The sequence below is a fragment of the Marinobacterium sp. xm-d-530 genome (assembly GCF_013283365.1).
Taxonomy (GTDB): domain Bacteria; phylum Pseudomonadota; class Gammaproteobacteria; order Pseudomonadales; family Balneatricaceae; genus Marinobacterium_E.
The window spans coordinates 128889-151201 of record NZ_WBYM01000004.1 but is presented as its reverse complement, the minus strand read 5'-3'; the positions used below and the strand labels follow the sequence as shown (position 1 = coordinate 151201).

22 protein-coding genes and 1 other RNA gene are annotated in these 22313 nt (G+C 46.9%); 6 read left to right on the top strand and 17 right to left on the bottom strand.

Features of this window, described 5'->3' with window-relative positions; all coding sequences use genetic code 11:
• The first annotated feature begins 275 nt into the window (after window positions 1-275).
• The 3 genes from rpsA to XMD530_RS08000 all read left to right on the top strand — a co-directional run bounded on the left by rpsA (window position 276) and on the right by XMD530_RS08000 (window position 3684).
• Complete coding sequence (gene rpsA / locus XMD530_RS08010; RefSeq protein ID WP_173481345.1) at window positions 276-1949, top strand: 30S ribosomal protein S1; 1674 nt, start codon at window positions 276-278, stop codon at window positions 1947-1949.
• A gap of 323 nt (window positions 1950-2272) precedes the next feature.
• On the top strand, window positions 2273-2683 hold the full coding sequence (locus XMD530_RS08005) for a fasciclin domain-containing protein (RefSeq protein WP_371731759.1): 411 nt from the start codon (window positions 2273-2275) through the stop codon (window positions 2681-2683).
• Window positions 2684-2787: 104 nt separating this feature from the next.
• Window positions 2788-3684, top strand: a complete 897-nt coding sequence (locus XMD530_RS08000; protein WP_173498386.1) for an aldo/keto reductase family oxidoreductase — start codon at window positions 2788-2790, stop codon at window positions 3682-3684.
• Between the two features lie 68 nt (window positions 3685-3752).
• Here the strand turns inward: XMD530_RS08000 and glpK are convergent, their stop codons facing one another.
• From glpK to XMD530_RS07965, 7 genes are read right to left on the bottom strand one after another with little or no spacing between them, the layout of a single operon-like run.
• Window positions 3753-5267: a glycerol kinase GlpK gene (gene glpK, locus XMD530_RS07995; RefSeq protein ID WP_173481347.1), complete on the bottom strand. Its 1515-nt coding sequence runs from the start codon at window positions 5265-5267 to the stop codon at window positions 3753-3755.
• On the bottom strand, window positions 5267-5545 hold the full coding sequence (locus XMD530_RS07990; protein ID WP_173481348.1) for a DUF2160 domain-containing protein: 279 nt from the start codon (window positions 5543-5545) through the stop codon (window positions 5267-5269). Before XMD530_RS07990 ends, glpK begins: the two co-directional genes overlap by 1 nt.
• Window positions 5545-6342 (bottom strand): carbohydrate ABC transporter permease, encoded by a 798-nt coding sequence (locus tag XMD530_RS07985; RefSeq protein WP_173484624.1) that lies wholly within the window; start codon window positions 6340-6342, stop codon window positions 5545-5547. The genes XMD530_RS07990 and XMD530_RS07985 overlap by 1 nt, the downstream gene beginning before the upstream one ends.
• A 9-nt stretch (window positions 6343-6351) precedes the next feature.
• Window positions 6352-7212 (bottom strand): carbohydrate ABC transporter permease, encoded by an 861-nt coding sequence (locus XMD530_RS07980; RefSeq protein ID WP_173484623.1) that lies wholly within the window; start codon window positions 7210-7212, stop codon window positions 6352-6354.
• Window positions 7213-7214: 2 nt separating this feature from the next.
• A complete protein-coding gene (locus XMD530_RS07975; protein WP_173484622.1) occupies window positions 7215-8303 on the bottom strand; it encodes an ABC transporter ATP-binding protein in 1089 nt (362 codons plus the stop codon).
• 5 nt (window positions 8304-8308) lie between these two features.
• Entirely contained in the window at window positions 8309-9373 is a 1065-nt protein-coding gene (locus XMD530_RS07970; RefSeq protein WP_173484621.1) for an ABC transporter ATP-binding protein, read from the bottom strand.
• A gap of 55 nt (window positions 9374-9428) precedes the next feature.
• On the bottom strand, window positions 9429-11162 hold the full coding sequence (locus tag XMD530_RS07965; RefSeq protein WP_173481353.1) for an ABC transporter substrate-binding protein: 1734 nt from the start codon (window positions 11160-11162) through the stop codon (window positions 9429-9431).
• Window positions 11163-11338: 176 nt separating this feature from the next.
• On the opposite strand from XMD530_RS07965, the gene glpD reads away from it, so the two are divergent.
• Window positions 11339-12853, top strand: coding sequence for a glycerol-3-phosphate dehydrogenase (gene glpD / locus XMD530_RS07960; RefSeq protein ID WP_173484620.1), 1515 nt, complete (start codon window positions 11339-11341; stop codon window positions 12851-12853).
• A 67-nt stretch (window positions 12854-12920) separates the two neighbouring features.
• Window positions 12921-13718: a DeoR/GlpR family DNA-binding transcription regulator gene (locus XMD530_RS07955; protein ID WP_173484619.1), complete on the top strand. Its 798-nt coding sequence runs from the start codon at window positions 12921-12923 to the stop codon at window positions 13716-13718.
• On the opposite strand, the gene XMD530_RS07950 is transcribed toward XMD530_RS07955, so the two are convergent.
• The 10 genes from XMD530_RS07950 to XMD530_RS07905 all read right to left on the bottom strand — a co-directional run bounded on the left by XMD530_RS07950 (window position 13696) and on the right by XMD530_RS07905 (window position 21630).
• Window positions 13696-15534 (bottom strand): ferrous iron transporter B, encoded by a 1839-nt coding sequence (locus XMD530_RS07950; RefSeq protein ID WP_173488725.1) that lies wholly within the window; start codon window positions 15532-15534, stop codon window positions 13696-13698. The two genes, XMD530_RS07955 and XMD530_RS07950, sit on opposite strands and share 23 nt — an antisense overlap.
• Entirely contained in the window at window positions 15534-15791 is a 258-nt protein-coding gene (locus XMD530_RS07945; protein WP_217362075.1) for a FeoA family protein, read from the bottom strand. The genes XMD530_RS07950 and XMD530_RS07945 overlap by 1 nt, the downstream gene beginning before the upstream one ends.
• A gap of 93 nt (window positions 15792-15884) precedes the next feature.
• Window positions 15885-16325: a YcgN family cysteine cluster protein gene (locus XMD530_RS07940; RefSeq protein ID WP_173483100.1), complete on the bottom strand. Its 441-nt coding sequence runs from the start codon at window positions 16323-16325 to the stop codon at window positions 15885-15887.
• Window positions 16325-16612, bottom strand: a complete 288-nt coding sequence (locus XMD530_RS07935; RefSeq protein WP_173484617.1) for a YcgL domain-containing protein — start codon at window positions 16610-16612, stop codon at window positions 16325-16327. Before XMD530_RS07935 ends, XMD530_RS07940 begins: the two co-directional genes overlap by 1 nt.
• Window positions 16612-17847: a ribonuclease D gene (gene rnd, locus XMD530_RS07930; protein ID WP_254442830.1), complete on the bottom strand. Its 1236-nt coding sequence runs from the start codon at window positions 17845-17847 to the stop codon at window positions 16612-16614. The genes XMD530_RS07935 and rnd overlap by 1 nt, the downstream gene beginning before the upstream one ends.
• Window positions 17795-18397, bottom strand: a complete 603-nt coding sequence (gene recR, locus XMD530_RS07925) for a recombination mediator RecR (protein WP_173481359.1) — start codon at window positions 18395-18397, stop codon at window positions 17795-17797. The genes rnd and recR overlap by 53 nt, the downstream gene beginning before the upstream one ends.
• 2 nt (window positions 18398-18399) lie before the next feature.
• Window positions 18400-18726, bottom strand: a complete 327-nt coding sequence (locus XMD530_RS07920) for a YbaB/EbfC family nucleoid-associated protein (protein WP_173481360.1) — start codon at window positions 18724-18726, stop codon at window positions 18400-18402.
• Between the two features lie 10 nt (window positions 18727-18736).
• Window positions 18737-20749 carry a DNA polymerase III subunit gamma/tau gene (gene dnaX, locus XMD530_RS07915; RefSeq protein ID WP_173481361.1) on the bottom strand — a complete coding sequence of 671 codons (2013 nt, stop codon included), beginning with the start codon at window positions 20747-20749 and terminating at the stop codon, window positions 18737-18739.
• Window positions 20750-20847: 98 nt separating this feature from the next.
• An RNA gene (gene ffs, locus XMD530_RS07910) (signal recognition particle sRNA small type) lies at window positions 20848-20944 on the bottom strand.
• Between the two features lie 71 nt (window positions 20945-21015).
• Window positions 21016-21630 (bottom strand): LysE family translocator, encoded by a 615-nt coding sequence (locus tag XMD530_RS07905; protein ID WP_173481362.1) that lies wholly within the window; start codon window positions 21628-21630, stop codon window positions 21016-21018.
• A 64-nt stretch (window positions 21631-21694) separates the two neighbouring features.
• Between XMD530_RS07905 and XMD530_RS07900 the strand changes: the two genes are divergently transcribed.
• A complete protein-coding gene (locus tag XMD530_RS07900) occupies window positions 21695-22237 on the top strand; it encodes a DUF2058 domain-containing protein (protein ID WP_173481363.1) in 543 nt (180 codons plus the stop codon).
• Window positions 22238-22313 lie beyond the last annotated feature (76 nt).

Genomic DNA, 22313 nt, shown 5'->3' with positions numbered 1-22313 from the left:
AGCGCAGCGACAAACCGCGATCAAACCGCACTAGCGATTTGTAATTCTTTCCCCTTCTTCTCGAGACTATTCCCAACCGCTGTCCACTGCTCAAAAAAACACCAATTCCGCTTTGCACACCGCTAACACTCCTGTATAATTTCGCCCTCTTTATAACTCCGTCAGCTTGCATCCATCAGCTTAGCAAGTCATCGGAGATGACGATGAACCGACCCTATGAAGCTGATGTCATAGGCTAGTGTGCCATCCCCTGGCACCCAAAATAGGACACTTTCATGAGCGAAAGCTTTGCTGAACTGTTTGAAGAATCCCTCCAAGAACTTGCGATGACTCCAGGTACCCTAGTAACTGGTACTGTTGTAGATATCGATGCTGATTGGGTAACTGTTAACGCTGGTCTTAAGTCTGAAGCGGTTATTCCACGCTCTCAGTTCCTTAACGATGCGAACGAACTTGAAATCAACATTGGTGATGACGTTAAAGTTGCACTAGAAGCTGTAGAAGATGGTTTCGGTGAAACTAAACTTTCTCGCGAGAAAGCGAAACGTGCAGAAGCATGGGAAGTTCTTCAGACTAAGTTTGAAGCGGAAGAGATCGTAAAAGGTTACATCTCTGGCAAAGTTAAAGGTGGTTTCACTGTAAACGTCAACAACATCCAAGGCTTCCTACCAGGTTCATTGGTAGACGTTCGCCCAGTACGTGACGTTGATCACCTAGAAGGCAAAGAACTTGAATTCAAACTGATCAAACTTGATCAGAAGCGTAACAACGTTGTTGTTTCTCGCCGCGCAGTTCTTCAAGAAGCTAACAGCGCACAGCGTGATGAGATCCTTGCTGATCTTGAAGAAGGCCAAGCAGTTAAAGGTTACGTTAAGAACCTTACTAACTACGGTGCGTTCATCGACCTTGGCGGCGTTGACGGTCTTCTACACATCACTGACATGGCGTGGAAACGTATCTCTCACCCAAGCGAAATGCTAACTCCAGGTGATGAGATCGACGTTAAGATCATCAAATTCGACAAAGAGAGCGGTCGTATCTCTCTAGGTCTTAAGCAGCTATCTGAAGATCCATGGGAAGCGATCAAGAACCGTTACCCAGCAGGTACTCGTGTATCAGGTAAGGTTACTAACCTAACTGATTACGGCTGTTTCGCATCTCTAGAAGATGGCGTAGAAGGTCTAGTACACGTTTCTGAAATGTCTTGGACTAACAAAAACATCCACCCATCTAAAATCGTTCAGGTTGGTGATGCTGTAGAAGTTATGGTTCTAGACGTTGATGAAGAGCGTCGTCGTATCTCATTGGGTATCAAACAGTGTACAACTAACCCATGGGCTGCATTCTCTGAGCAGTACGCTGCTGGCGATAAAGTATCTGGCACAATCAAGACGATCACTGACTTCGGTATCTTCGTTGGTCTAGACAACGATCTAGACGGCCTAGTACACATGTCAGACATCACTTGGGAAGCTGATGCTGAAGCTGCACTTCGCGACTACAAGAAAGGCGACGAAGTTGAAGCAGTTATCCTGTCTATTGACGCAGAGAAAGAGCGTATCTCTCTTGGCGTTAAACAGCTAGAAAGCGATCCATTCTCTGAGTTCCTAGCGGGCCACGAGAAAGGCGCAATCGTTACTGGTACTGTTACAGCAGTTGAGCCACGTGCTGCTACTGTTGAACTTGCTGAAGGTATCGAAGCTGTTCTTAAAGCATCTGACATCGCTGCAGAGCGCATCGAAGACGCTACAACTGCTCTAAACGTTGGCGACAGCGTTGAAGGTAAGATTGTAGGTGTTGATCGTCGCAACCGCGTTATCACCTTCTCTATCCGTGCGAAAGATCAAGCTGAAGAGAAAGCTGCTCTTAAAGCCGTACAGAACGCTGAAGTTGAAACTGCTGGTCCAACGACTATCGGTGACCTTATCAAGCAGCAGATGGGTCAGTAATCCTAAGATTACCGACACACTGAGAAAGAGCGCTTCGGCGCTCTTTTTTTTGGCCCAAAATTCTGTTTTGTAAAAAACTATTACCTTAGGCTAATCAATTAAAAATTACCATGCCACAACTGTCACAGTTGTGCGCAAAAGCCAATAAAATCGACGAAATTAGATACATTTCCTACCAATCTAAATAGAAAAAACGCTCCGTAATAGCTCATGTGCGCACACACACTTGATGATTAATTTGGAGAAATACAATGAAACGTAGATTTTTTCTAGCCGCAGCTCTAGCGACAACATTCGCAACTCAAGTTCATGCTGGTGGGCACATGAAAGGCGACATCGTCGATGTCGCTGTCGAAGCAGGTTCGTTCAACACACTAGTAGCCGCTGTCAAAGCGGCAGGCTTGGTTGACGCCCTAAAAGGCGAAGGACCTTTGACTGTCTTTGCACCAACCGATGATGCTTTTGCAGCACTACCTGAGGGAACGGTGGAGACTCTTTTAAAACCTGAAAACAAGGATCAGCTGGTTAACGTTCTTACCTACCATGTCATGAGTGGCGCGGTCATGGCGGGTGATGTGAACGGCAAGAAACTGAACGTTGAAATGCTCAACGGCAGCAAAGCGATGGTTCAGGGCTGGAATGGTGTCACCATTGATGGCGCCAAAGTCGTCTCTGCTGATATTAAGGCATCAAATGGAGTGATTCACGTTATCGACAAAGTAATCCTCCCCTAAACTGATAAGCCCTGTAGTAGACACTCTACAGGGCTTATTAGCCCCTATTGATACCCTCGTACACTCTAATTAGACTGCTAAAAACTAAGAAACAGGACTCCAGAGTGAAACGAATCAAAACTCTTCATTCCGATCTAACATTTAGCGAACTGGCTTATGGTGTCTGGAGACTCGTAGAGTCCAAGCCAACCACTTCAAGTACCGAAGCCAAAATCCAAGCCTGTTTGGATCAGGGAATAACGACCTTTGACCATGCAGATATCTATGGTGACTATCAGTGTGAGCAACTCTTTGGCGACGTGCTGAAAGCCAATCCATCCCTAAGAGGCCAGATGGAGCTGATTAGCAAATGTGATATCGCTCTGATCTCTGATCACTACCCAGATCGACGAGTTAAGTATTACGACACCTCCCGTGAATATCTATTTCAGCAGGTCAAACAGAGTCTGAAAAACTTACAGACTGACTACCTAGACACCCTCTTAATTCATAGACCCGATCCTTTGATGGATGCCGAAGAGACCGGAGAGGCACTGGACGATCTCATTAAAGAAGGCTTGGTCAGAACCGTAGGGGTCTCTAACTTTTCAGTGTGGCAGTGGAAACTACTGCAGTCGAAAATGACGAATCGACTGATCACCAATCAAATTGAGATCAATCTCTTTGAACAGAGTTCACTCTGGGATGGAACGCTGGAAGCGATGCAACTCGATCAGCTACTGCCGATGGCCTGGTCACCACTGGCTGGCGGCCAACTGTTTAACCAACCACTAAATTCAGAGCTTGAGGGCTTACTAAACAGAATCGAGCAGAGCCAACAGTGCCAGCGTGAACATATCGCACTGGCCTGGTTAAGAGTGCACCCTGCCAATATTCTTCCTGTTGTTGGCACAAACAATCTAGATCGAATAAAGGCGCTGCATCAGGTCAATCATGTTGAGCTTGATCGAGAGACCTGGTTTGAGCTTCTGACCGCAGCAAAAGGATCTGAAGTGCCATAAAAAAAACCGGCGTTAGATACACCGGCAAGACTAATTGGCTAAAAAGAGCTTGTGTCTTTAAAGGAACATCAGAAGTTATCAGGTTTGATGAGAAGTCTTGCAACCGAGTCACGCCAACCAGCATAACGCTCATTGGCATCATCAACGGTCATAAGCGGCTCAAAATGGTGATTCAGTGCCCAGGTTTTTGCAAAACCCTCTTGGTCAGGATAAAAACCAACATGCATACCTGCCAGCCAAGCGGCACCTAACGCCGTTGTCTCAATAATTTCGGGTCGATCGACAGGAGCTTGCAAAATATCCGAAAGGGATTGAGCCATCCAGTCGTTAGCAACCATCCCCCCGTCGATTCGCAAAACTGACTCAACATTTGTTCCACCAGAACTTAGCCAGTCTGATCGCATAGCGTCGGATAGGTCGCGAGTTTGGTAGGCAACCGATCGAAGCGCGGCTCTAGCCAGATCAGCAAAGCCAGTATCACGAGTAAGACCAAAAATGGCGCCACGACACTCCGTATCCCAATACGGTGCTCCAAGCCCCGTAAAAGCAGGAACAAGATAGACACGATTCTCTGGCTTAGCCTCGCTTGCAAGTGCTTCAGTATCTTTAGCATCGCGAATGATCTTCAAACCATCGCGCAACCACTGGACGACTGCACCAGCAATGAATATAGAGCCCTCTAGAGCATAGGTTGGCTTTCCATCAAGCTGATAAGCAATAGTACTGAGAAGACGGTGTTCGGACTTAACACAATGCTCCCCTGTATTAAGGAGAGCAAAACATCCGGTGCCATAGGTAGATTTAAGCATACCTGGTTTAAAACACGCTTGGCCTATCGCTGCAGCTTGTTGATCACCCGCAACGCCACAAATCGGAATGGCGTTTCCACCAAACAGATCTTCGCGCGTTTTACCAAAATCATCTGCACAGTTTTTAACCTCTGGCAGCATGCATGAAGGTATATTTAGAAGAGACAATAGCTCTTCATCCCAAATGCCTTGATGGATATTGTAGATCAATGTTCTGGACGCATTAGTAGCGTCAGTGGCATGAACTACACCACCCGTTAGCCGCCAAATGAGATAACAATCCACTGTACCAAACAACAATTCACCGGATTCCGCCGAGGCGCGAGCACCCTCAACATTATCCAATATCCAAGCGAGTTTTGTGCCAGAAAAATAGGGATCAAGTAATAGCCCTGTTTTCTCTATAAAAGTCTGCTCATAGCCTTTTGACTTCAACTCGTTGCAAAAATCACCCGTTCTTCTATCTTGCCAAACAATCGCGTTATAGATTGCTTTGCCTGTCTGTTTATTCCAAACAACGACTGTTTCACGCTGATTTGTTATGCCAATCGCTCTTATACTGGAGCTATCTATACCACCCATCTCAATGGCTTGACGACACACTCCGGCAGTCGTGGACCATATCTCTTCAGGATCATGCTCTACCCACCCTGATTTAGGGAAATACTGAGTAAATTCCTGCTGACCAGTAGAAACAATTTTAAGATCTTTATTAAATAAAATTGCTCTTGAGGATGTGGTTCCTTGGTCTATTGAGAGAACGTAATTTTCCACTAGACTTTCCTAAAAACGAATACAGCCCATATTATTGATAGAGTTAAACCACCCCACAAAGGTGTACCCATCAATCCCAACCAACCAAGCATAATAAACACTGTACCCAAGATCGAGATAAACAGACGGTCACCTCGGGTGGTTGTAATGCCAAATACACCTGTGCGCTCAGCTCCCCCAGGATATTTCACTTCTAGGAATGCCAGAACACCAATGCAAGAGAAGATAAAAACAAATACCAGAGCCGTTGGTAACGTCCAAGCCATCCAACTAAACATTACACCCTCCCCATAGCGAAACCTTTCGCTATATGATTTCTAACGAAGTAGACCACAATCGCCCCTGGGATAATGGTCAAACACCCAGCTGCCGCCAACAGACCTAGCTCATATCCAGCACTCGATGCAGTTTTGGTCATTGTTGCTGCGATCGGCTTAGCATCGATAGAGGTTAACGTTTTTGCTAACAACAGTTCGACCCAAGAAAACATGAAACAGAAGAAGGCTGCTACTCCAATACCTGCTTTGATATTTGGCATGAAAATTGTCACAAAGAATCGCGGGAAAGAGTATCCATCAACATAAGCAGTTTCATCTAGCTCTTTAGGGATACTTTTCATGAAACCCTCCAAGATCCACACAGCAAGCGGGATATTGAAAAGACAGTGGGCTAAAGCCACAGCAATATGAGTATCAAATAAACCAACGGCTGAGTACAACTGAAAGAATGGCAAGGCAAATACTGCCGGCGGTGCCATTCGGTTAGTCAGCAACCAAAAGAATAGATGCTTATCACCCATAAAACGGTAGCGACTGAATGCGTATGCCGCCGGAAGGGCTACACACAAAGAGATAACCGTATTGATCAGCACGTAGGTAGTAGAGTTTATGTAACCCCAATACCATGTCGGATCATTAAAGATGACAGCGTAGTTTTCAAGCGTCCACTCTTGTGGAAAAAAAGAGAAACCACTCAAAATCTCATTAGTTGTTTTAAAACTCATTGAAAGCAACCAATAGATAGGAAGCATCAAAAAGATTATGTACAAAATCGGCGCTAAGCTTTTTAGTTTCATATCGCCCCCTTATTCCTTCACATCTTTATTCATTATTGTGTAGAACACCCAACTCACCAGTAGAGTGATCGCGAAGTATATGAGTGACATAGCCGCTGCTGGTCCTAAGTCAAACTGACCAAGCGCTACTTTAACTAGGTCGATAGACAACAGAGTTGTGGAATTACCAGGGCCTCCACCGGTCAATACAAAGGGTTCTGTATAGATCATGAAGCTATCCATAAACCGTAACAGTATCGCAATCATCAAAACCTGCTTCATCTTGGGCAATTGAATGTATCTAAACACAGACCATTTGGAGGCCCCATCAATCTCAGCTGCTTGATAGTAAGCATCAGGAATGGAGACAAGACCTGCATAAGAGAGCAGAACAACCAACGAAGTCCAATGCCAAACATCCATAACTATCAGCGTGACCCAAGCAGCCAATGGGCTCTGTGTCATGTTGTAATCAATACCAAGCCAGTTTAATCCGTAGCCCATTAGACCAATATCTGGAAGAGTAAATATGTTCCACATTGCGCCAACAACATTCCATGGAATAAGGAGTGGCAGAGACATTAAGATCAAGCAAATAGGAACCCATATTCCCTTTCTAGGCATCGCCAAGGCTATTGCAACACCGAGAGGAATTTCGACCGCGAGGATAATACCTGTGAAGAGGAACTGTCTCCCCAAGGCATCATGGAAGCGTTCTGAATGCAGAACCTGTTCAAACCAATCTACGCCCTGCCAAAAAAAGACATTATTACCAAACGTCTCTTGAACGGAGTAATTCACTACTGTCATCAGTGGTATTAGTGCGTTAAAAGCCACCAATAAAATAACAGGTAAAACGAGGAGCCAAGCTCTAGGGTTTTCGGTTTTCATTGTTATAAAACCTCGTACTCATAGGTTAGATCTACCAACCACCCATCTTTGTAAAGACGAGTTTGCGGCTTATCGAAAGTAAGGTAAGTGCTCCCTTCAGGAACAGGCTGATCCTCATTTAAAACTGCGAAGACCTTTTGTGAGCCTACTAACGTTTGTAAGACCTTATGACGCCCAACATCCATAACATTGACTACCGTTGCCGGTATGCCTTGCTCGGCGATTCGCACAAACTCGGGACGCACACCTATCTCTAAAGATTTACCTTCAGCTTCAACAATAGGACTGCTTACTTCGAGGAAGTGGCCACCAAGGGATACTTGACCGTCAACTATTTCAACAGGCAATACATTCATACCGGGTGAACCAATAAAATGACCAACAAAGGTATGTTCAGGTCTTTCAAAAAGCGCATCTGGAGTGCCAACCTGCAGTACCTGACCGAAGTTCATCACTACAACCTGATCCGCAAATGTGAGCGCCTCTGTCTGATCATGCGTCACATAGATCATTGTTGTTTTGACCTTCTGGTGCAGCTCTTTCAGCTTCGAGCGAAGCTTCCACTTCAAATGTGGATCAATGACGGTCAACGGTTCATCGAACATGATCACGTTAACATCCTCTCGCACCAGACCTCGACCTAGGGAGATTTTTTGCTTGTTATCTGGGGAAAGCCCTGCAGCTTTAGTTAGTAACAGATCATCGATCTCCAACATGGATGAGATCTCTCTGACTTTTACATCAATCCTAGCTTCATCGACCCCACGATTTCTCAATGGAAAAGCCAGGTTATCGTAAACCGTCATCGTGTCGTAGATCACGGGAAACTGAAACACTTGAGCAATATTACGCTCCGATGGAGAGAGGCTTGTAACTTCATTATCATCAAAAAGCAACTTGCCGTGGCTTGGTTCTAAAAGACCCGAAATGATATTTAGCAAGGTCGTTTTACCACAACCAGAGGGGCCCAGTAGCGCGTAGGCACCGCCATCATCCCAATCAAAGTGAACCCGTTTCAAGGCAAAATCATCATCAGACGATGGATTGGGGTAGTAGGAGTGTCTTATATTATCGAGTTTTATTTTAGCCATTGTTACTACCTAACCGCTTGTCCGTGGGAATCAAAGTAGAAGCATTTACTGCTATCAAGATAAAAATGGTGGTGCTCTCCCACCTTAAATGGGTGCAGTCCATTCGCTTGCGAGACCCAAGTGCCCCCCCCCATGGAAAAATGAGCGACGCTTTCTGAACCGGATAGCTCAGTTACCTGAATACGACCGTTTAACTCAATTGCACTATCTCCATGTCCAGTCGCTCTAACAAAATGAGGACGAACACCCAGTGTATAGTTTCCATCAGGCATATGTTGAGCGGTGCCCTCTGCCGGCCAACTCAAAGTTTCACTCAAATGAATGCAACCATCATACTTTTTAACGCTGATTGTATTTAAAGGAGGATCGGAAAATACTTCTGCAGCAGTCAGATTGACTGGCGTACGATAAACATCAGAGGTGGCACCAAACTGCGCAATATGACCTTCATTAAGAGCGGCGGTATGACCACCTAACATCAAAGCTTCAGCAGGTTCAGAAGTTGCGTAAACAACAATTGAACCACGATCAGCAAAAATACTGGGCAACTCTGCACGCAACTCTTCGCGCAACTTATAATCTAAGTTCGCAAGTGGTTCATCAAGAAATACAGCTGTAGAGTCTTTAATAAGGGCTCTAGCCAACGCACAACGTTGCTGTTGGCCACCTGAAAGCTCATGTGGCTTTCGATCTAACATAGGTCCTAAACGAAGCAGATCAACGGTAGCTTCCAGTCGTTTATTAATCTCCGCATCAGACATTTTTGATAATTTAAGTGGCGAAATAATGTTATCTCTTACACTTAAATGGGGATAATTAATGAAGAACTGATGCACAAAACTGATGCTTCTCTTCTGAGGTGGTGTTTTCGTAACATCTACACCGCCGTACAAAACCGAACCAGCTGTTGGCGAATCCAGTCCTGCCATCAGTTTCATCAGGGTTGTTTTACCGGCATTTGTCGCACCAAGTAAAACATTAAACTCACCAGGTTCAAGAACGAGATTTGTCTCGTGTATATGCATTTCGGCGCCGACGCGCTTTGCAACATCTTTTAATTCTAAATTCATGGAAATATCTCTGGGAAAGAAATCGAGAGGGCCTACGGCCCCCCCGTTTTAACCGTTAGTTAGTCCAGCTTTTCACTAGCTCATCATAATTAACGGTTTGACCCTGAGGCTTCTCATTAGCAAGTTTAGCCTTAGGCCCACCTTCACGACCCAACCAGTAAGATGGATCCTTCTCTTCGTTCAGACGAGGACCACAACCGCCGTAAACGTTTGCACCTTTGTCTGCACGCTCCATGCGAGCCATGGTGATGTCCATCTCTTGAGCTAGACGATCCATTGCTTCTTGAGGTGTGAATGCGCCTGAGTTCACGTCACCAATCTGTTGCCACCAAATTTGAGCAAGCTTAGGATAGTCAGGAACGTTGACACCGGTTGGAGACCACATATTACGATCTGGCGAACGGTAGAACTCAACTAGACCACCCAGTTTTGGAGCTCGCTCAGTGAATGATTCGTGATTAATAGAAGAGTCACGAATGAAGGTAAGACCTACGTGAGACTTTTTCACATCAACTGTTTTTGAAGTCACAAACTGAGCGTACAACCAAGCCGCTTTAGCACGATCTTCAGGTGTCGATTTTAGGATGGTCCAAGAACCAACATCTTGGTAACCGACCTTCTGACCTTCTTGCCAGTATGGGCCATGGGGGCTTGGAGCCATACGCCACAATGGTGTTCCTTCAGCATCAACCGTATTATTGCCCTCGGCTTGAGATTTAACCATGTCAGCTGTAAACGCGCTGTACCAGAAAATCTGTTGAGCAACATTACCTTGGCTCAGTGCAGGAAGTGATTGGTAGAAGTCATAAGATGCGGCACCTGGTGGAGCATATTTACGTAGCCATTCATCCCACTTACGAATAGCGTAAACTGCAGCAGGACCGTTTGCGGCACCACCACGAGAAACACTAGCACCAGCTGGATTACAACTACCCTCTTCCATACGGATACCCCATTCATCAATAGGACGCCCATTTGGTTGACCAGCAGAACCGGCACCCGCCATAGATAACCAGGCATCCGTCATACGCCAACCAAGGTCAGGGGCACGTTTACCGTAATCCATATGGCCGTAGATTGGAGTTCCATCGATCTCTTTGACGTGAACGGAGAAGAACTCCGCAATGTCCTCATAAGCGGACCAGTTAACAGGCACACCTAGATCATAGCCATAGATATCTTTGAACTGTTTTTGGAGATCTTCGCGATCAAACCAGTCTTTACGGAACCAGTAAAGGTTAACAAACTGCTGACTTGGCAGTTGGTATACTTCGCCATCAGCACCAGTCGTAAACTCAAGACCCATGAAATCGTCTAGATCAAGATTAGGGTTAGTGATGTCTTTGGCGGGACCGTTCATGAAATCAGTCAAGCTATGAGCCAACTGAAGACGAGAGTGAGTACCAATTAGATCTGAGTCGTTCACATAGGCATCGTAAAGATTCCGCTTAGTCTGCATTTGAGTCTGAACGGCCTGAACAACCTCCCCTTCACCCAGTAATTGGTGATTTACCTTAATACCCGTAATCTCTTCAAAGGCTTTTGCGAGAACCGTAGACTCGTAGGTATGTGTAGGGATAGTTTCTGAGAGCACATTGATTTCCATTCCAGCGAATGGTTTCGCAGCATTAATGAACCACTGCATCTCTTCGATTTGTTGCTCTTTAGTGAGTGCGGAGGGTTGAAACTCACTATCAACCCACTTCTTAGCAGCGTTGATGTCTGCATAAGCAGCGCTTGTGATTGTTGCCGAAGCAAACGCGACAGCCAAGGCTAGCTTTTTCTTCATGGTCTTTCTCCATCTTCATTATTTTTATCAACGAAGTGATCCAGAAATCATTCGTTAGAGTGGATACTCGCAAACGAAAGCAAACGAAGTCAAGAGAAAGTTTTTATTGACTTAAATTTTCTTTTTGTTAGCTTTCACCTAATACGAATATAAACGAATGAAGAAAAACAACACAAATGAACGAAATGCAACATAATGATGTAAAAGACCTGGTTATTATAGGTGGTGGCATAAACGGTTGTGGCATAGCACGTGATGCAGCTGGTAGAGGATTAACTGTATCTCTTTTCGAGATGGGCGATCTTGCTCAAGCAACCTCCTCAGGCTCAACTAAGTTGTTTCATGGCGGATTACGCTACCTTGAATATTATGAGTTCAGACTGGTTCGCGAGGCACTTATCGAAAGAGAGCGTTTACTAAAAGCCATGCCGCACATAAGCTGGCCACTTCGCTTCGTTTTACCGCACCACAAAGGGCTTCGTCCAAGTTGGCTATTAAGAGTAGGACTGTTTATCTATGATCATCTAGGGGGCAGAAAAATTTTACCTGCCACTAAAACTCTTAATTTTGCAGAAGACAAAACAGGTATCCCTCTTAAAAAGTCACTAAAGAAAGGGTTTGAGTATTCCGATTGCTGGGTTGATGACGCTCGTCTAGTAGTCCTAAATGCAAGAGACGCAGAAAATCGTGGCGCCAAAATTCACACTAGGACACGTGTTGAGTCCGCAGAAAGAGTGGAGGGTTTATGGCGGGTAACCGTCAGAGATTTAATCACTAATGAAGAAATGAAAGTTCAGGCGAAAACGGTTATCAACTGCGCTGGTCCTTGGGTAGCAGATGTCCTTAATAACAGTCTTCACCTGAACTCAAAGCATGGCGTCAGGCTAGTTCGAGGAAGCCATATCGTTGTAAAGAAACTTTATGATCACGATCGCGCCTATATCTTCCAACAGAGTGATAACCGGATCATTTTTGCTATCCCCTATGAAGATGACTTCACTTTAATTGGCACAACTGATGTGGATCACGAAGGTCCAGCCGAAAAAGCTTACTGTACTCCAGAAGAACAAGAATATCTTTTGAAAGCTGCCTCTGAGTACTTTGAGAAACCACTAAAAGATTCTGATGTTGTCTGGACCTACTCTGGCGTTCGTCCCCTTTACGATGACAATGCCTCCTCAGCCACTGAGGCAACTAGGGACTATGTTCTAAAGGTAGATTCTGTCAACGGACGAGCAGCAGCACTCAATGTGTTTGGTGGAAAGATTACCACTTATCGAAAACTTGCCGAGTCCGCTTTGAGAGAGATTGAAAAATTTCATCCCCAAATGGGTAGAGCATGGACAGCGGGTATCCCTCTTCCTGGTGGAGACTATGAACTAACAGATAGTGACAATCTGCTTAGTAAGATTCAGATGAAATACCCATTCCTAGACAACCGTTGGGCAAAACGAATGCTAAGAACCTATGGAACAGACACTTTCAATATACTTGGTAAGACAACAAATATTGAAGAGCTGGGGCAGCATTTTGGCTATAACCTTTATGAATTAGAGGTTAACTGGTTACAGGATAATGAATGGGCAAAAACTGTTGAAGATATCCTTTGGCGAAGAACGAAGCTTGGCTTAAGAATCGATACAGAGAACAAAGCCAAACTTAATGCTTACCTTGCAGCAGATGGAGTGTAAAAAAGCCCAATAGCTATAAGTCTGATATATGACTATGATAATAAAAAAGTTAATTACGGAATGTTAGATGCGCCAACATCGCAGGTTTGAATTCATACTCGATAAGATCGCTGAAAGTGGTTTTGTGACTATAGATGAACTCACTTCATCACTTGAAGTGACGCCCCAAACTATAAGACGTGATGTCACTCAATTGGAAACGGAGGGGCGCGTAAAACGTTATCATGGTGGTGTTGGTGCGGTTGAAAACAGCACAACAAACAGCTCTTATAAAACTCGTAAAAGTGTTAATTCGGACGCTAAACAAACTATTGCAAAACTCGTTGCTGATTATATCCCCGATGGCGCATCCCTATTTATCAATATCGGCACCACAACAGAGGCAGTCGCCGAAGCCCTGTTGAGCAAACAAAATCTGACCGTAGTGACCAACAACTTGAATGTCGCTGTTACCTTATCCTCTAAGAGTGACTTCACAGTCATTGTTGCAGGTGGCGAAGTTCGAAACAGTGATGGTGGCATTGTCGGCTCTCCAGCGACAGACCTCATAAACACCTTTCAGATGGAGTACGCAATCATAGGCATCAGCGGTATTCAACCAGATGGCACCCTGCTTGATTACGACCTCAGGGAGGTCAGAGTGTCACAAGCCATTATAGCAAATGCCTCAGAGGTACTCCTTTGTAGCGATAACTCCAAATTTGGCAGAACACCCATGGTGAAACTAGGGCACATTAAGGACATATCAAGACTGTTTACGAATGACTGCCCCGATGATCAGTTCGCCAATCTTTTAATTCAAAATGATGTAGTCATTCACTGTCCAGGAAACAATCCAGTCTCTAATCGCCAACTATCAGAGTAAAAGCCACAAAAGCCAAGCTGTAAGCCAAAACACCATACCCCACAAACAGACCGGCCGGCAGCGACCAGCTACCGCTCTCCCTGCGCAACGTTGCTAGAGTTGAGACACACTGCGCAGCAATGGCGAAGAAAACAAACAGAGCGACTCCAGAAGCCAAAGAGATGCCAGAATCCTGAATCTGTTGAGCCAAGGATGTAAACTCCTCCTCGGCACCTTCAATACCATAGAGTGTACCCAGTGTGCCGACAAAGACCTCACGCGCTAGGAACGACGCGATAATGGCAACACCGTACTTCCAATCCAGGCCGATGGGTTCAAAGATAGGCGCTATGAATTTACCAATAGCCCCCAACCAGGATTCACCCAAATTTGCCCCCTGATTAGGGAAGTAGCCTAACACCCAGACCACCACACTGACCCAGAAGATCACGGGGCCTGCACGTTTCACAAAATCACCACTGCGTGACCAGGCCAACTGGCCTAAAGTTTTTGCACCCGGTAGACGATAGGGAGGCATCTCGAGAACAAATGGGAGATCACTCCCCTTACCTGCCTTTACTCTAGAGAGTAACGACACGATCAACAAGGCCATAACGATTCCGAATAGATAGATCGCCAACATGGCCAGACCTTGCAACCCTACTGCACCACCTAGAAGTGACTCATTGGGAATAAACGCGACAATAAGAAGCCCATAGACAGGTAGTCGAGCCGAACAAGGCATAAGCGGAATGGCAAAGTAGGTTAACCAGCGACGTCTTGGTGACTCTATGGTTCGTGCTGCATAGATGCCTGGGATAGCACAGGCGACACCCGATAACATTGGGACAAAACTTTTACCAGTTAGACCAAAAGCGCGAAGCGGTCTGTGACAGATGACAGCGGCCCTAGCAAGGTACCCTGAATCTTCCATAAAACCGACGATCAACGTCAGAATAAAAATCTGAGGTACAAACACCAAAAAAGCACCCAGCCCGCCAAATAGAGCATCTTTAACAAAGTCATGCAGCATACCGCTTGGTATCAGAGGCAACACAGAGTCTGCCGTGAGTCCAATCAGTGACTCTACGCCATCCATCAAAGGAGCGGCCCAACTGAATATCGCTTGGAAGAGTAAAAACATGATCAACAGAAAACTCAGACCACCCGTCAGGGTACTGAGGAAGAATTGATCCGCTCGGTTATGAACCAGAAGCAGGTAGTCCCCTTTGGGACCAAACTCATTCGCCAACGATTCCGCTAGATTTCGGAACACAGATGCGTCAAACGCAATCAGATCCTCTTTTAGCTCGCTCTTTGGAACCTCTATCCCCTGCCCTGAGCGTGTAATGATTTGATCGACGCCTACACCGCTCTTTGCAGAGATCGGAATGACCGGCATATCCAAGCGTTGCGACAGCCCTTCAGCATCAACGCTCTGATTATGACGCTCAAGAACATCATGCATATTGGTCACAATCATCACTGGATGACCAGCACGTCGACAGGCCTCCCTAACCTGCAACGCAAATACCAGACCTTTTTCCATGCGGGTCGCATCGACAACACAGACAACGGCTTCTATGTGACCGACAGGAACGTCCAACAATTTATAGAAGGCATCTACAGCAACTTGCTCTTCGCCCGAAAGAGGGGTTAAAGAGTAAGCGCCAGGAAAATCGACTACTAATAAGTCTGATCGACCGACCGCTGGCCCTGTTGAGGTATCGACTGTAATTCCAGGAAAGTTTGCCACACGCTGATTCATACCGGTAAGACGATTGAACAGCATCGATTTTCCCGAGTTGGGGCTTCCGACCAGTAGTAGTTGTTTCATTATTCAGACGTGACCGGATGTGCAATCACACACTCTGCGATTGTCTTTTCAAGTGAGTAGACTGCGTTACCCACTTTATACAATTTAGGAGCGCCCAAACGAGGTGCTTGAGTACATAAAACGCGAGCGCCTTGATGGAACCCCAGCTCCTCCAAACGCGCTTTCACAGCAGCATCCAAAGCGGGGGTAAACCCTTCAATAACACTTTGAATACCCCGTTTCATCTGCCAGAGATTGGCACATTGAATTTGAGACACAATGAATATCCTTAAACCTATCTAACAATTCTAAATGAGAATCATAATCATTTAAACCAAAATTTAAGGATTTATTGATCATGCAAAAGAAGATTATTCAGGCTCAATCACGTAATCGATGAACTCATCTTCTGTGATTTCGTTATCTTTGACTTCGTAGTAGCTCAAGACAGAAGCGTTAGCTTCGATGACACTGCGCTGATCACCGCTGACCAACGGATGCCATTGTGGAAGCTCATGCCCCTCATAGATCAGGCGGTAGGCACAACTTTGCGGAAGCCAGTGGAACTCTTCGACATCTTTTGGATGCAATTTGACACAACTGGGCTGGCGAGTGGATCGGTTAGGATAATCCGTGCACTGGCAGTTATCGGTATTCAGAAGGTGACAGACGACGGTGGTGTAGTAGACCTCTTCTGTATCCTCATCCTCTAGTTTGTGCAGACAACAGAGGGCACAGCCGTCACAGAGAGACTCCCACTCGTCGTGGGTCATCTGTTCCAGTGATTTACTGCGCCAAAACACCTCTGACATTAGCGGACGCCTGTCTCTGGACGATCCATGTGGATATCGAGCATATAGTCCTCTTTAGGAGGCGGCATCTGCAGGTAAAAACCTTGGTCACGGATGCTTTCAAGCACTTTTGCGGTATCGGCGCGCGCCAATTTACGTTCGGCAGTTAATGGCATATCCATAGAGTGAACAGGAGTACCAAAGATCTCGATAAGGGCATCCGGAACACGCTCTAAGCCTTCACGCTTATCAACGTAGAGATACATCTCATCTTTTTTTGAGCTTTTATAAATAGAACAAATTAACATCAGTTTGACTCGTTTAATTCTGCTAGCTGATCAAGCAGAGCCTGACCAATCAAAGGTTTACGCCATCCACATAGGCTATCTGGCAATTCATAATGACCCGTCTCAACACCTGTGCGAATCAACGCTTCAATATCTCGTTTTCTCAGCATCAGCTCCGGCGCCACATTGTGTTGCTCCGCCGCTTTGGCACCAACTGCACGCAAGGCTTTAAGGTGAGCATGAAACTTGAACTTCAGCGGCTGCTCAATCGGCTCTGGCGGGTTATCTTGGGCTGACTTATCGGCATTTTTCAGGCAGCGAATAATATCGTTACCAAAATCCCAGACGTTGCCTGAACGCAACCCTTCAATTTTTCTCAAATCGTCGCGCTTATTGGGCCACTGCTGAATCACATCGATAATCTGATGGTTAGACAAGATGCGATTGCGGGCTTTATCCCTCAAACGGCTGGTGCGTTCACGCCAAATGGTCAGGTCTCGCAGAGCCGCTAACTTACGCGTCGGAATATTCCAGAGCTGTGAGAAACGTCGATAGTAGTCATCAATATTCGCTTCGTTAGCAATGACACTGGCAACTAGCTCTTCGCACTCCTCTTTGACCCACTCGGTGCGCCCCAACTTCTCAAGCTCTTTAAACTGCATCTGAACGATTTCGGCTAGGTAGCAGACATCCAGTGCCGCATAGAGTGTCTGATTATCAGTTAGCGGGCGTTGTAGCCAGTCGGACTTGGTTTCACCCTTATCCAGATCGATATCCAGCGCATGTTTAACAAGACGCTGAAGTCCCATACTGAAACCCCAACCACAAAAAGCGGCCGCGACTTGGGTATCAAACATCGGTGAGGGTGCCGCTTTATAGCGATGTTTAAACAACTCAACATCTTCTCCACAAGCGTGCAGAACCTTTAAGACCTGAGGCGCTTCTAGCAGCTCTCTGAATGGGCGCCAGCGTTTTATAGGCAGTGGATCAATCAGATAAACACTGTGCTGATCAGCGACTTGAATCAGGCCTGGCTTTGCGTAGAAGGTGGAGGTACGAATGAACTCAGTATCCAAGGTAATCAACGGCACCTCTAACCACTGCTGACAGTAGTGAGCCAACTGCTCTTCGGTATCGATCCAGATTGGGTTTTTGGCCGCTTGTCTCAGCTTGGCAAAGTCGTAACCGCTAAAATCTATCAACTTATCGCTCCATCTGGCGGCGACCGGCCAGCGCATGCGCCAGAGTACCGCCATCTACGTACTCAAGCTCGCCACCTACAGGCACCCCGTGAGCAATACGACTGATACTGACATCAACATCGCGAAGCTGTTCGGCAATGTAGTGAGCGGTCGCTTCACCCTCTACCGTTGGATTGGTGGCCAACACCAGTTCGTTAATCTCGCCCTGGTAGACTCGATCCAAAAGCTGATCGATTTTCAAATCTTCCGGCCCTACTCCATCGATCGGCGACAGGTGCCCGCCCAATACAAAATAGAGGCCTGCGTAGCCCCCCGTCTGCTCGATCGCCATCAGATCAATCGGTGATTCCAAAACACACAAGGTTTTACGATCACGCGCTGCATTACTGCAGATATCGCAGACGGCCTGCTCAGAGAGCGAGTGGCATTGTTCACACTCACCAATATTCTGAGCAGCATCAGCCAGCGCACCACTGATCTGGATGGCAGCATCGCGATCACGCTCTAACAGGTGCAACGCCATACGCTGAGCCGTCTTAGGGCCCACTCCCGGTAGGCGACGCAGTGCGCTGATTAGCGATTCTAGCTTAGGGGTTAACGACATAATTAAAACGGCATCTTAAAGCCAGGTGGCATACCCATACCTTGGGTGATTTTCGACATCTGCTCTTGGCTGGTGGTTTCAACCTTACGCACCGCATCATTAACCGCTGCAGCGATAAGATCTTCTAGAATCTCTTTATCCTCTTCCATCAAAGAGTCATCGATGCTGACACGTTTTACGTCGTGACGACCGTTCATAACGATGCTGACAAGACCTGCACCCGCTTCACCCGTCACTTCAGCGCGAGCGATCTCCTCTTGCGCTTTCTGCATGTCCTCTTGCATCTTTTGGGCCTGCTTCATTAGGTTGCCCATTCCACCTTTCATCATAACTATGACCTCACTCTATCTCTAAAGGCTCAACGGAGAGTTCATCTAACTGTCCATCGAACATCTCAATTAATCGTTCCACATTGGGATCTTGTTTCAAATGCCTTACCGCCGCTATGCGTCGCTCTTCAGCACGGCGAATACGGTAGTTCACCGGCGTTTCACGAGTCTGTTCAGCCAGCTGAAAATCAACCGACATCGGCTCTTGGAAAAAGGCGGTAATCGCATCAGCAATACGTTGTTTGTGCTGATCATTGAAGAGCGCTTCCTGCTCAGCCGTATAGTGCAACACCATACGGTTCCCCTGAAGTGTCTCAAGGGACATCGCCTTAGCCAAGCTCTCGGTCATACCGGTTAGATCCAGTTGGGCAATCAAATGCACCCAATCTTCAAGCGCAAAATTGGAGAGCGTAATTGATTTTTCTAGCGTTTTTTTAGCCTGTTCTTTCTGCTCAACCGGCTCAACTGCCTCTACTGGCTTAACCTCTTCAACTACTGGTTGCTCATCCGGCTTATCGTAAGTGGCTAGTGGCGTCTCTTCGCCAAACAGATCAATCGCACTGTCGTTAGATTCAACAGGGTCAATAGCCGGCTCATCCATGAGTTTATCCATGGGCTCAGCTGGCTTAAATGGTTCAGATGGCTCAACCCTAGCGGACTCCAACGGAGCCGATACGGCCTCCATCGAGTCCGCTTCAAACTTTTTTGCCGTTGGCTCCTGATCTGCATAGGCCTCAGCGGGAATATCCTCCCATGGCGGGGGATCATTCACTGGAGCAGACTCTGGCTGCGCTAGCGTCGCTTGAGTCTCTAGCGGCTTTTCAACAACTGGCGTTTCGATCGCTGGCTGTGGTTCCGGCTCACTGACAGCAGGCTCATTTTCAACAGGCCTAGAGATCTCAGACGGCTTAACGGGTGGCGCATCGATAGGACGCTGATCGACAGGACGGAAGGCCAACATACGTAACAAGCACATCTCTAATGCTTCACGAGGGTTCGGTGACATCGGCAGATCACGACGGCCTGTTAATGCGATTTGGTAGTAGAGCTGTATCTCTTCTGCACGCACCTTGCCAGCAAGCGCTTGAATCTGAGCCTGATCCCCTAAGCTATTATCGATCGCAGCAGGCACCACTTGAGCCAAGGCTACTCGATGCAGAATCGAGATCATCTCAGCTAATACACCAGCAAAATCGGGCGAAAACTCAGCCATGGCTGCTACTCGATCGATCGTTGCTTTACCGTCACCGGCCACAATCGCATCCAGTAGATCAAACACCAAGCGATGATCAATGGTACCCAACATAGCACGCACATCACCTTCACGCAGCGCACCAGAGCCAAACGCAATGGCCTGATCGGTCAACGACAGCGCATCACGCATAGACCCATCCGCAGAACGCGCAATCAGCCAGAGTGAAGCGTCATCAAAGGGGATGGACTCTTCGCCCAGTACAAACTGAAGGTGAGAGACGATCTTCTCTGGCGCCATGTTCTTCAGGTTGAACTGAAGACAACGACTCAAAATGGTCACTGGCAGTTTCTGTGGATCGGTTGTCGCCAGTAGGAATTTAACGTGCGGTGGTGGCTCTTCCAACGTCTTCAACAAGGCATTGAATGACGAGGTCGACAACATGTGTACCTCGTCTATTAGGTAGACTTTGTAGCGACCTTGAGTTGGTGCGTATTGCACGTTCTCTAACAGCTCACGGGTATCTTCCACTTTGGTACGTGAAGCCGCATCGACCTCGATAAGATCAACAAATCGACCTTCAGCAATTTCGATACAGGAGCTACAACGACCACATGGCTCCGAGCTGACGCCCTCTTGGCAGTTCAGCGCTTTAGCAAACAGACGTGCAATGGAGGTTTTACCCACACCTCGCGTGCCGGTAAACAGATAGGCGTGGTGCAACCGGTTCTCGTCGAGCGCATTCACAAGCGCTTTTAGAACGTGCTCCTGCCCTACCGTTTCAACGAAACGACGGGGACGCCATTTACGGGCTAAAACCTGATAACTCATCCTATCCTCAGTGGTCGGAAAATTTTAACCCGATACTAACATTTATCGTTGGTGAGGGAGAGTCAAACAGCGGGAATTTTTACCAGAAATGGAGATGGCCCCACCAGCCACATCCCGGCACATGAGTCGACCGCTGTGGCTGCTCCCTTCCGGGCCTGACCAGGTTCACGGTTTATCATTGCGGGAGGACCAATGGAGCCACCACAAAAACACCTCGAATGAGGAGCGCGAAGTATAAGCACCCCGCTAGGCTATTGCAAATGAAGTTAAAGCAGACCTGACAGCATCACACCCGCCAGAAGCGTCAATGCCACCGCCATGCCTCGATTGATTCGCTGCTCGTGCTTTTCCAGTAGCGCCAAGCTTTTGCGTGTACTTAGCAGTAGCGAAACGATGATGTACCAGAGGGTATCAGTAACCCAGGGCGTTACGACCAGCAGCGTCTGCGTTTCAAAGGTTGATTCAGAGCCGACAAAAGGGGCAAAAATCGCAATAAAAAAGAGCATCAACTTAGGATTGAAGGTCGCAATAACGGCCCCATCACGAATCGCCTGCCAATAACTGGTTCGCGCGCGCTCTTCAGGCGCAATCTTCATCGATCCACCCTGCCAAGCGCCGCGTGCCATGTTCAGTAGATAAAGGGCGGCGATGACGGTTAAACCCACCTCTATCCAAGGCAAACGAGCCAGCAGCTGACTTAACCCTACGACCGTCAATAGAGCCCAACCACCGACCATTAAACCGTGCGAGATTGCAGTTAATAGACCATGAACACGGGATCCATTTAACGCCTGGTTTACAACAACCAAAAGGCTGGGACCGGGTGAAACTGCCCCCAAAGTACAGACCGCTAATAGGGTTAACCACTCAACTAAATTCACAAATACCTCAATGAAAAAGCTATGTTAAACTCCGCGCATTCTAGAACTTATGGAAACAGGTGTCATGGCGGGATCACTTCAAGACCAATTGTTAAAAGCGGGCCTTGCTAACAAACAACAGGCAAAAAAGGCGACGATTGAGAAGCGCAAAAAGAAAAAGCAGTCTCCTGATGAGGTCGCTGCAGAAAAAGCCAAACAGCAAGCGGATATCCAAGCCAAACGCGAGCAGAAAGCGGCACAAGATCGCGCCTTGAATGAGGCACGTGATGCCGAACAGGCCGAGAGAGCGATCGATGCTCAAGTGAAGCAGCTGATTGAACATCATCAAATTACGATATCAGAGCGCGCAGAGACTCGTTACCAGTTCGCTGATGGCAAGACCATCAAGCACATCTACATCGATGAATCGATGTTTCAGCCGCTTACTCGCGCCCAGATACGGGTCGCTAAACTCGGTGAAGGTTATGCTTTAGTACCGGCCGTTGTGGCAGAACGAATAGAACAGCGTCGTCCTGAACGAATCATTCCTCTGTCTAGCGATCAACAGGTGAGTGATGAGGATGATCCTTATGCGGATTACGCGATTCCTGATGATTTGATGTGGTAGGTTGGAGCGTAAATAGAAGGCGGATGACAGGCTAAAGCCAGTCACCGGTGCACGTAACGTATTACGGAGTCATGGT

Coding starts and splice junctions, on each gene's coding strand:
- rnd (WP_254442830.1), bottom strand. CDS start 17,847: ATGGCGGTACTCTGGCGCATGCGCTGGCCGGTCGCCGCCAGATGGAGC.
- XMD530_RS07965 (WP_173481353.1), bottom strand. CDS start 11,162: ATGAAGAAAAAGCTAGCCTTGGCTGTCGCGTTTGCTTCGGCAACAATC.
- XMD530_RS07985 (WP_173484624.1), bottom strand. CDS start 6,342: ATGAAACTAAAAAGCTTAGCGCCGATTTTGTACATAATCTTTTTGATG.
- dnaX (WP_173481361.1), bottom strand. CDS start 20,749: ATGAGTTATCAGGTTTTAGCCCGTAAATGGCGTCCCCGTCGTTTCGTT.
- XMD530_RS07970 (WP_173484621.1), bottom strand. CDS start 9,373: ATGAATTTAGAATTAAAAGATGTTGCAAAGCGCGTCGGCGCCGAAATG.
- XMD530_RS07955 (WP_173484619.1), top strand. CDS start 12,921: ATGCGCCAACATCGCAGGTTTGAATTCATACTCGATAAGATCGCTGAA.
- XMD530_RS07935 (WP_173484617.1), bottom strand. CDS start 16,612: ATGTTAATTTGTTCTATTTATAAAAGCTCAAAAAAAGATGAGATGTAT.
- XMD530_RS07900 (WP_173481363.1), top strand. CDS start 21,695: ATGGCGGGATCACTTCAAGACCAATTGTTAAAAGCGGGCCTTGCTAAC.
- XMD530_RS07940 (WP_173483100.1), bottom strand. CDS start 16,325: ATGTCAGAGGTGTTTTGGCGCAGTAAATCACTGGAACAGATGACCCAC.
- XMD530_RS07975 (WP_173484622.1), bottom strand. CDS start 8,303: ATGGCTAAAATAAAACTCGATAATATAAGACACTCCTACTACCCCAAT.
- XMD530_RS08005 (WP_371731759.1), top strand. CDS start 2,273: ATGAAAGGCGACATCGTCGATGTCGCTGTCGAAGCAGGTTCGTTCAAC.
- XMD530_RS07920 (WP_173481360.1), bottom strand. CDS start 18,726: ATGATGAAAGGTGGAATGGGCAACCTAATGAAGCAGGCCCAAAAGATG.
- rpsA (WP_173481345.1), top strand. CDS start 276: ATGAGCGAAAGCTTTGCTGAACTGTTTGAAGAATCCCTCCAAGAACTT.
- XMD530_RS07950 (WP_173488725.1), bottom strand. CDS start 15,534: ATGAAACAACTACTACTGGTCGGAAGCCCCAACTCGGGAAAATCGATG.
- XMD530_RS07990 (WP_173481348.1), bottom strand. CDS start 5,545: ATGTTTAGTTGGATGGCTTGGACGTTACCAACGGCTCTGGTATTTGTT.
- XMD530_RS07980 (WP_173484623.1), bottom strand. CDS start 7,212: ATGAAAACCGAAAACCCTAGAGCTTGGCTCCTCGTTTTACCTGTTATT.
- recR (WP_173481359.1), bottom strand. CDS start 18,397: ATGTCGTTAACCCCTAAGCTAGAATCGCTAATCAGCGCACTGCGTCGC.
- glpD (WP_173484620.1), top strand. CDS start 11,339: ATGAACGAAATGCAACATAATGATGTAAAAGACCTGGTTATTATAGGT.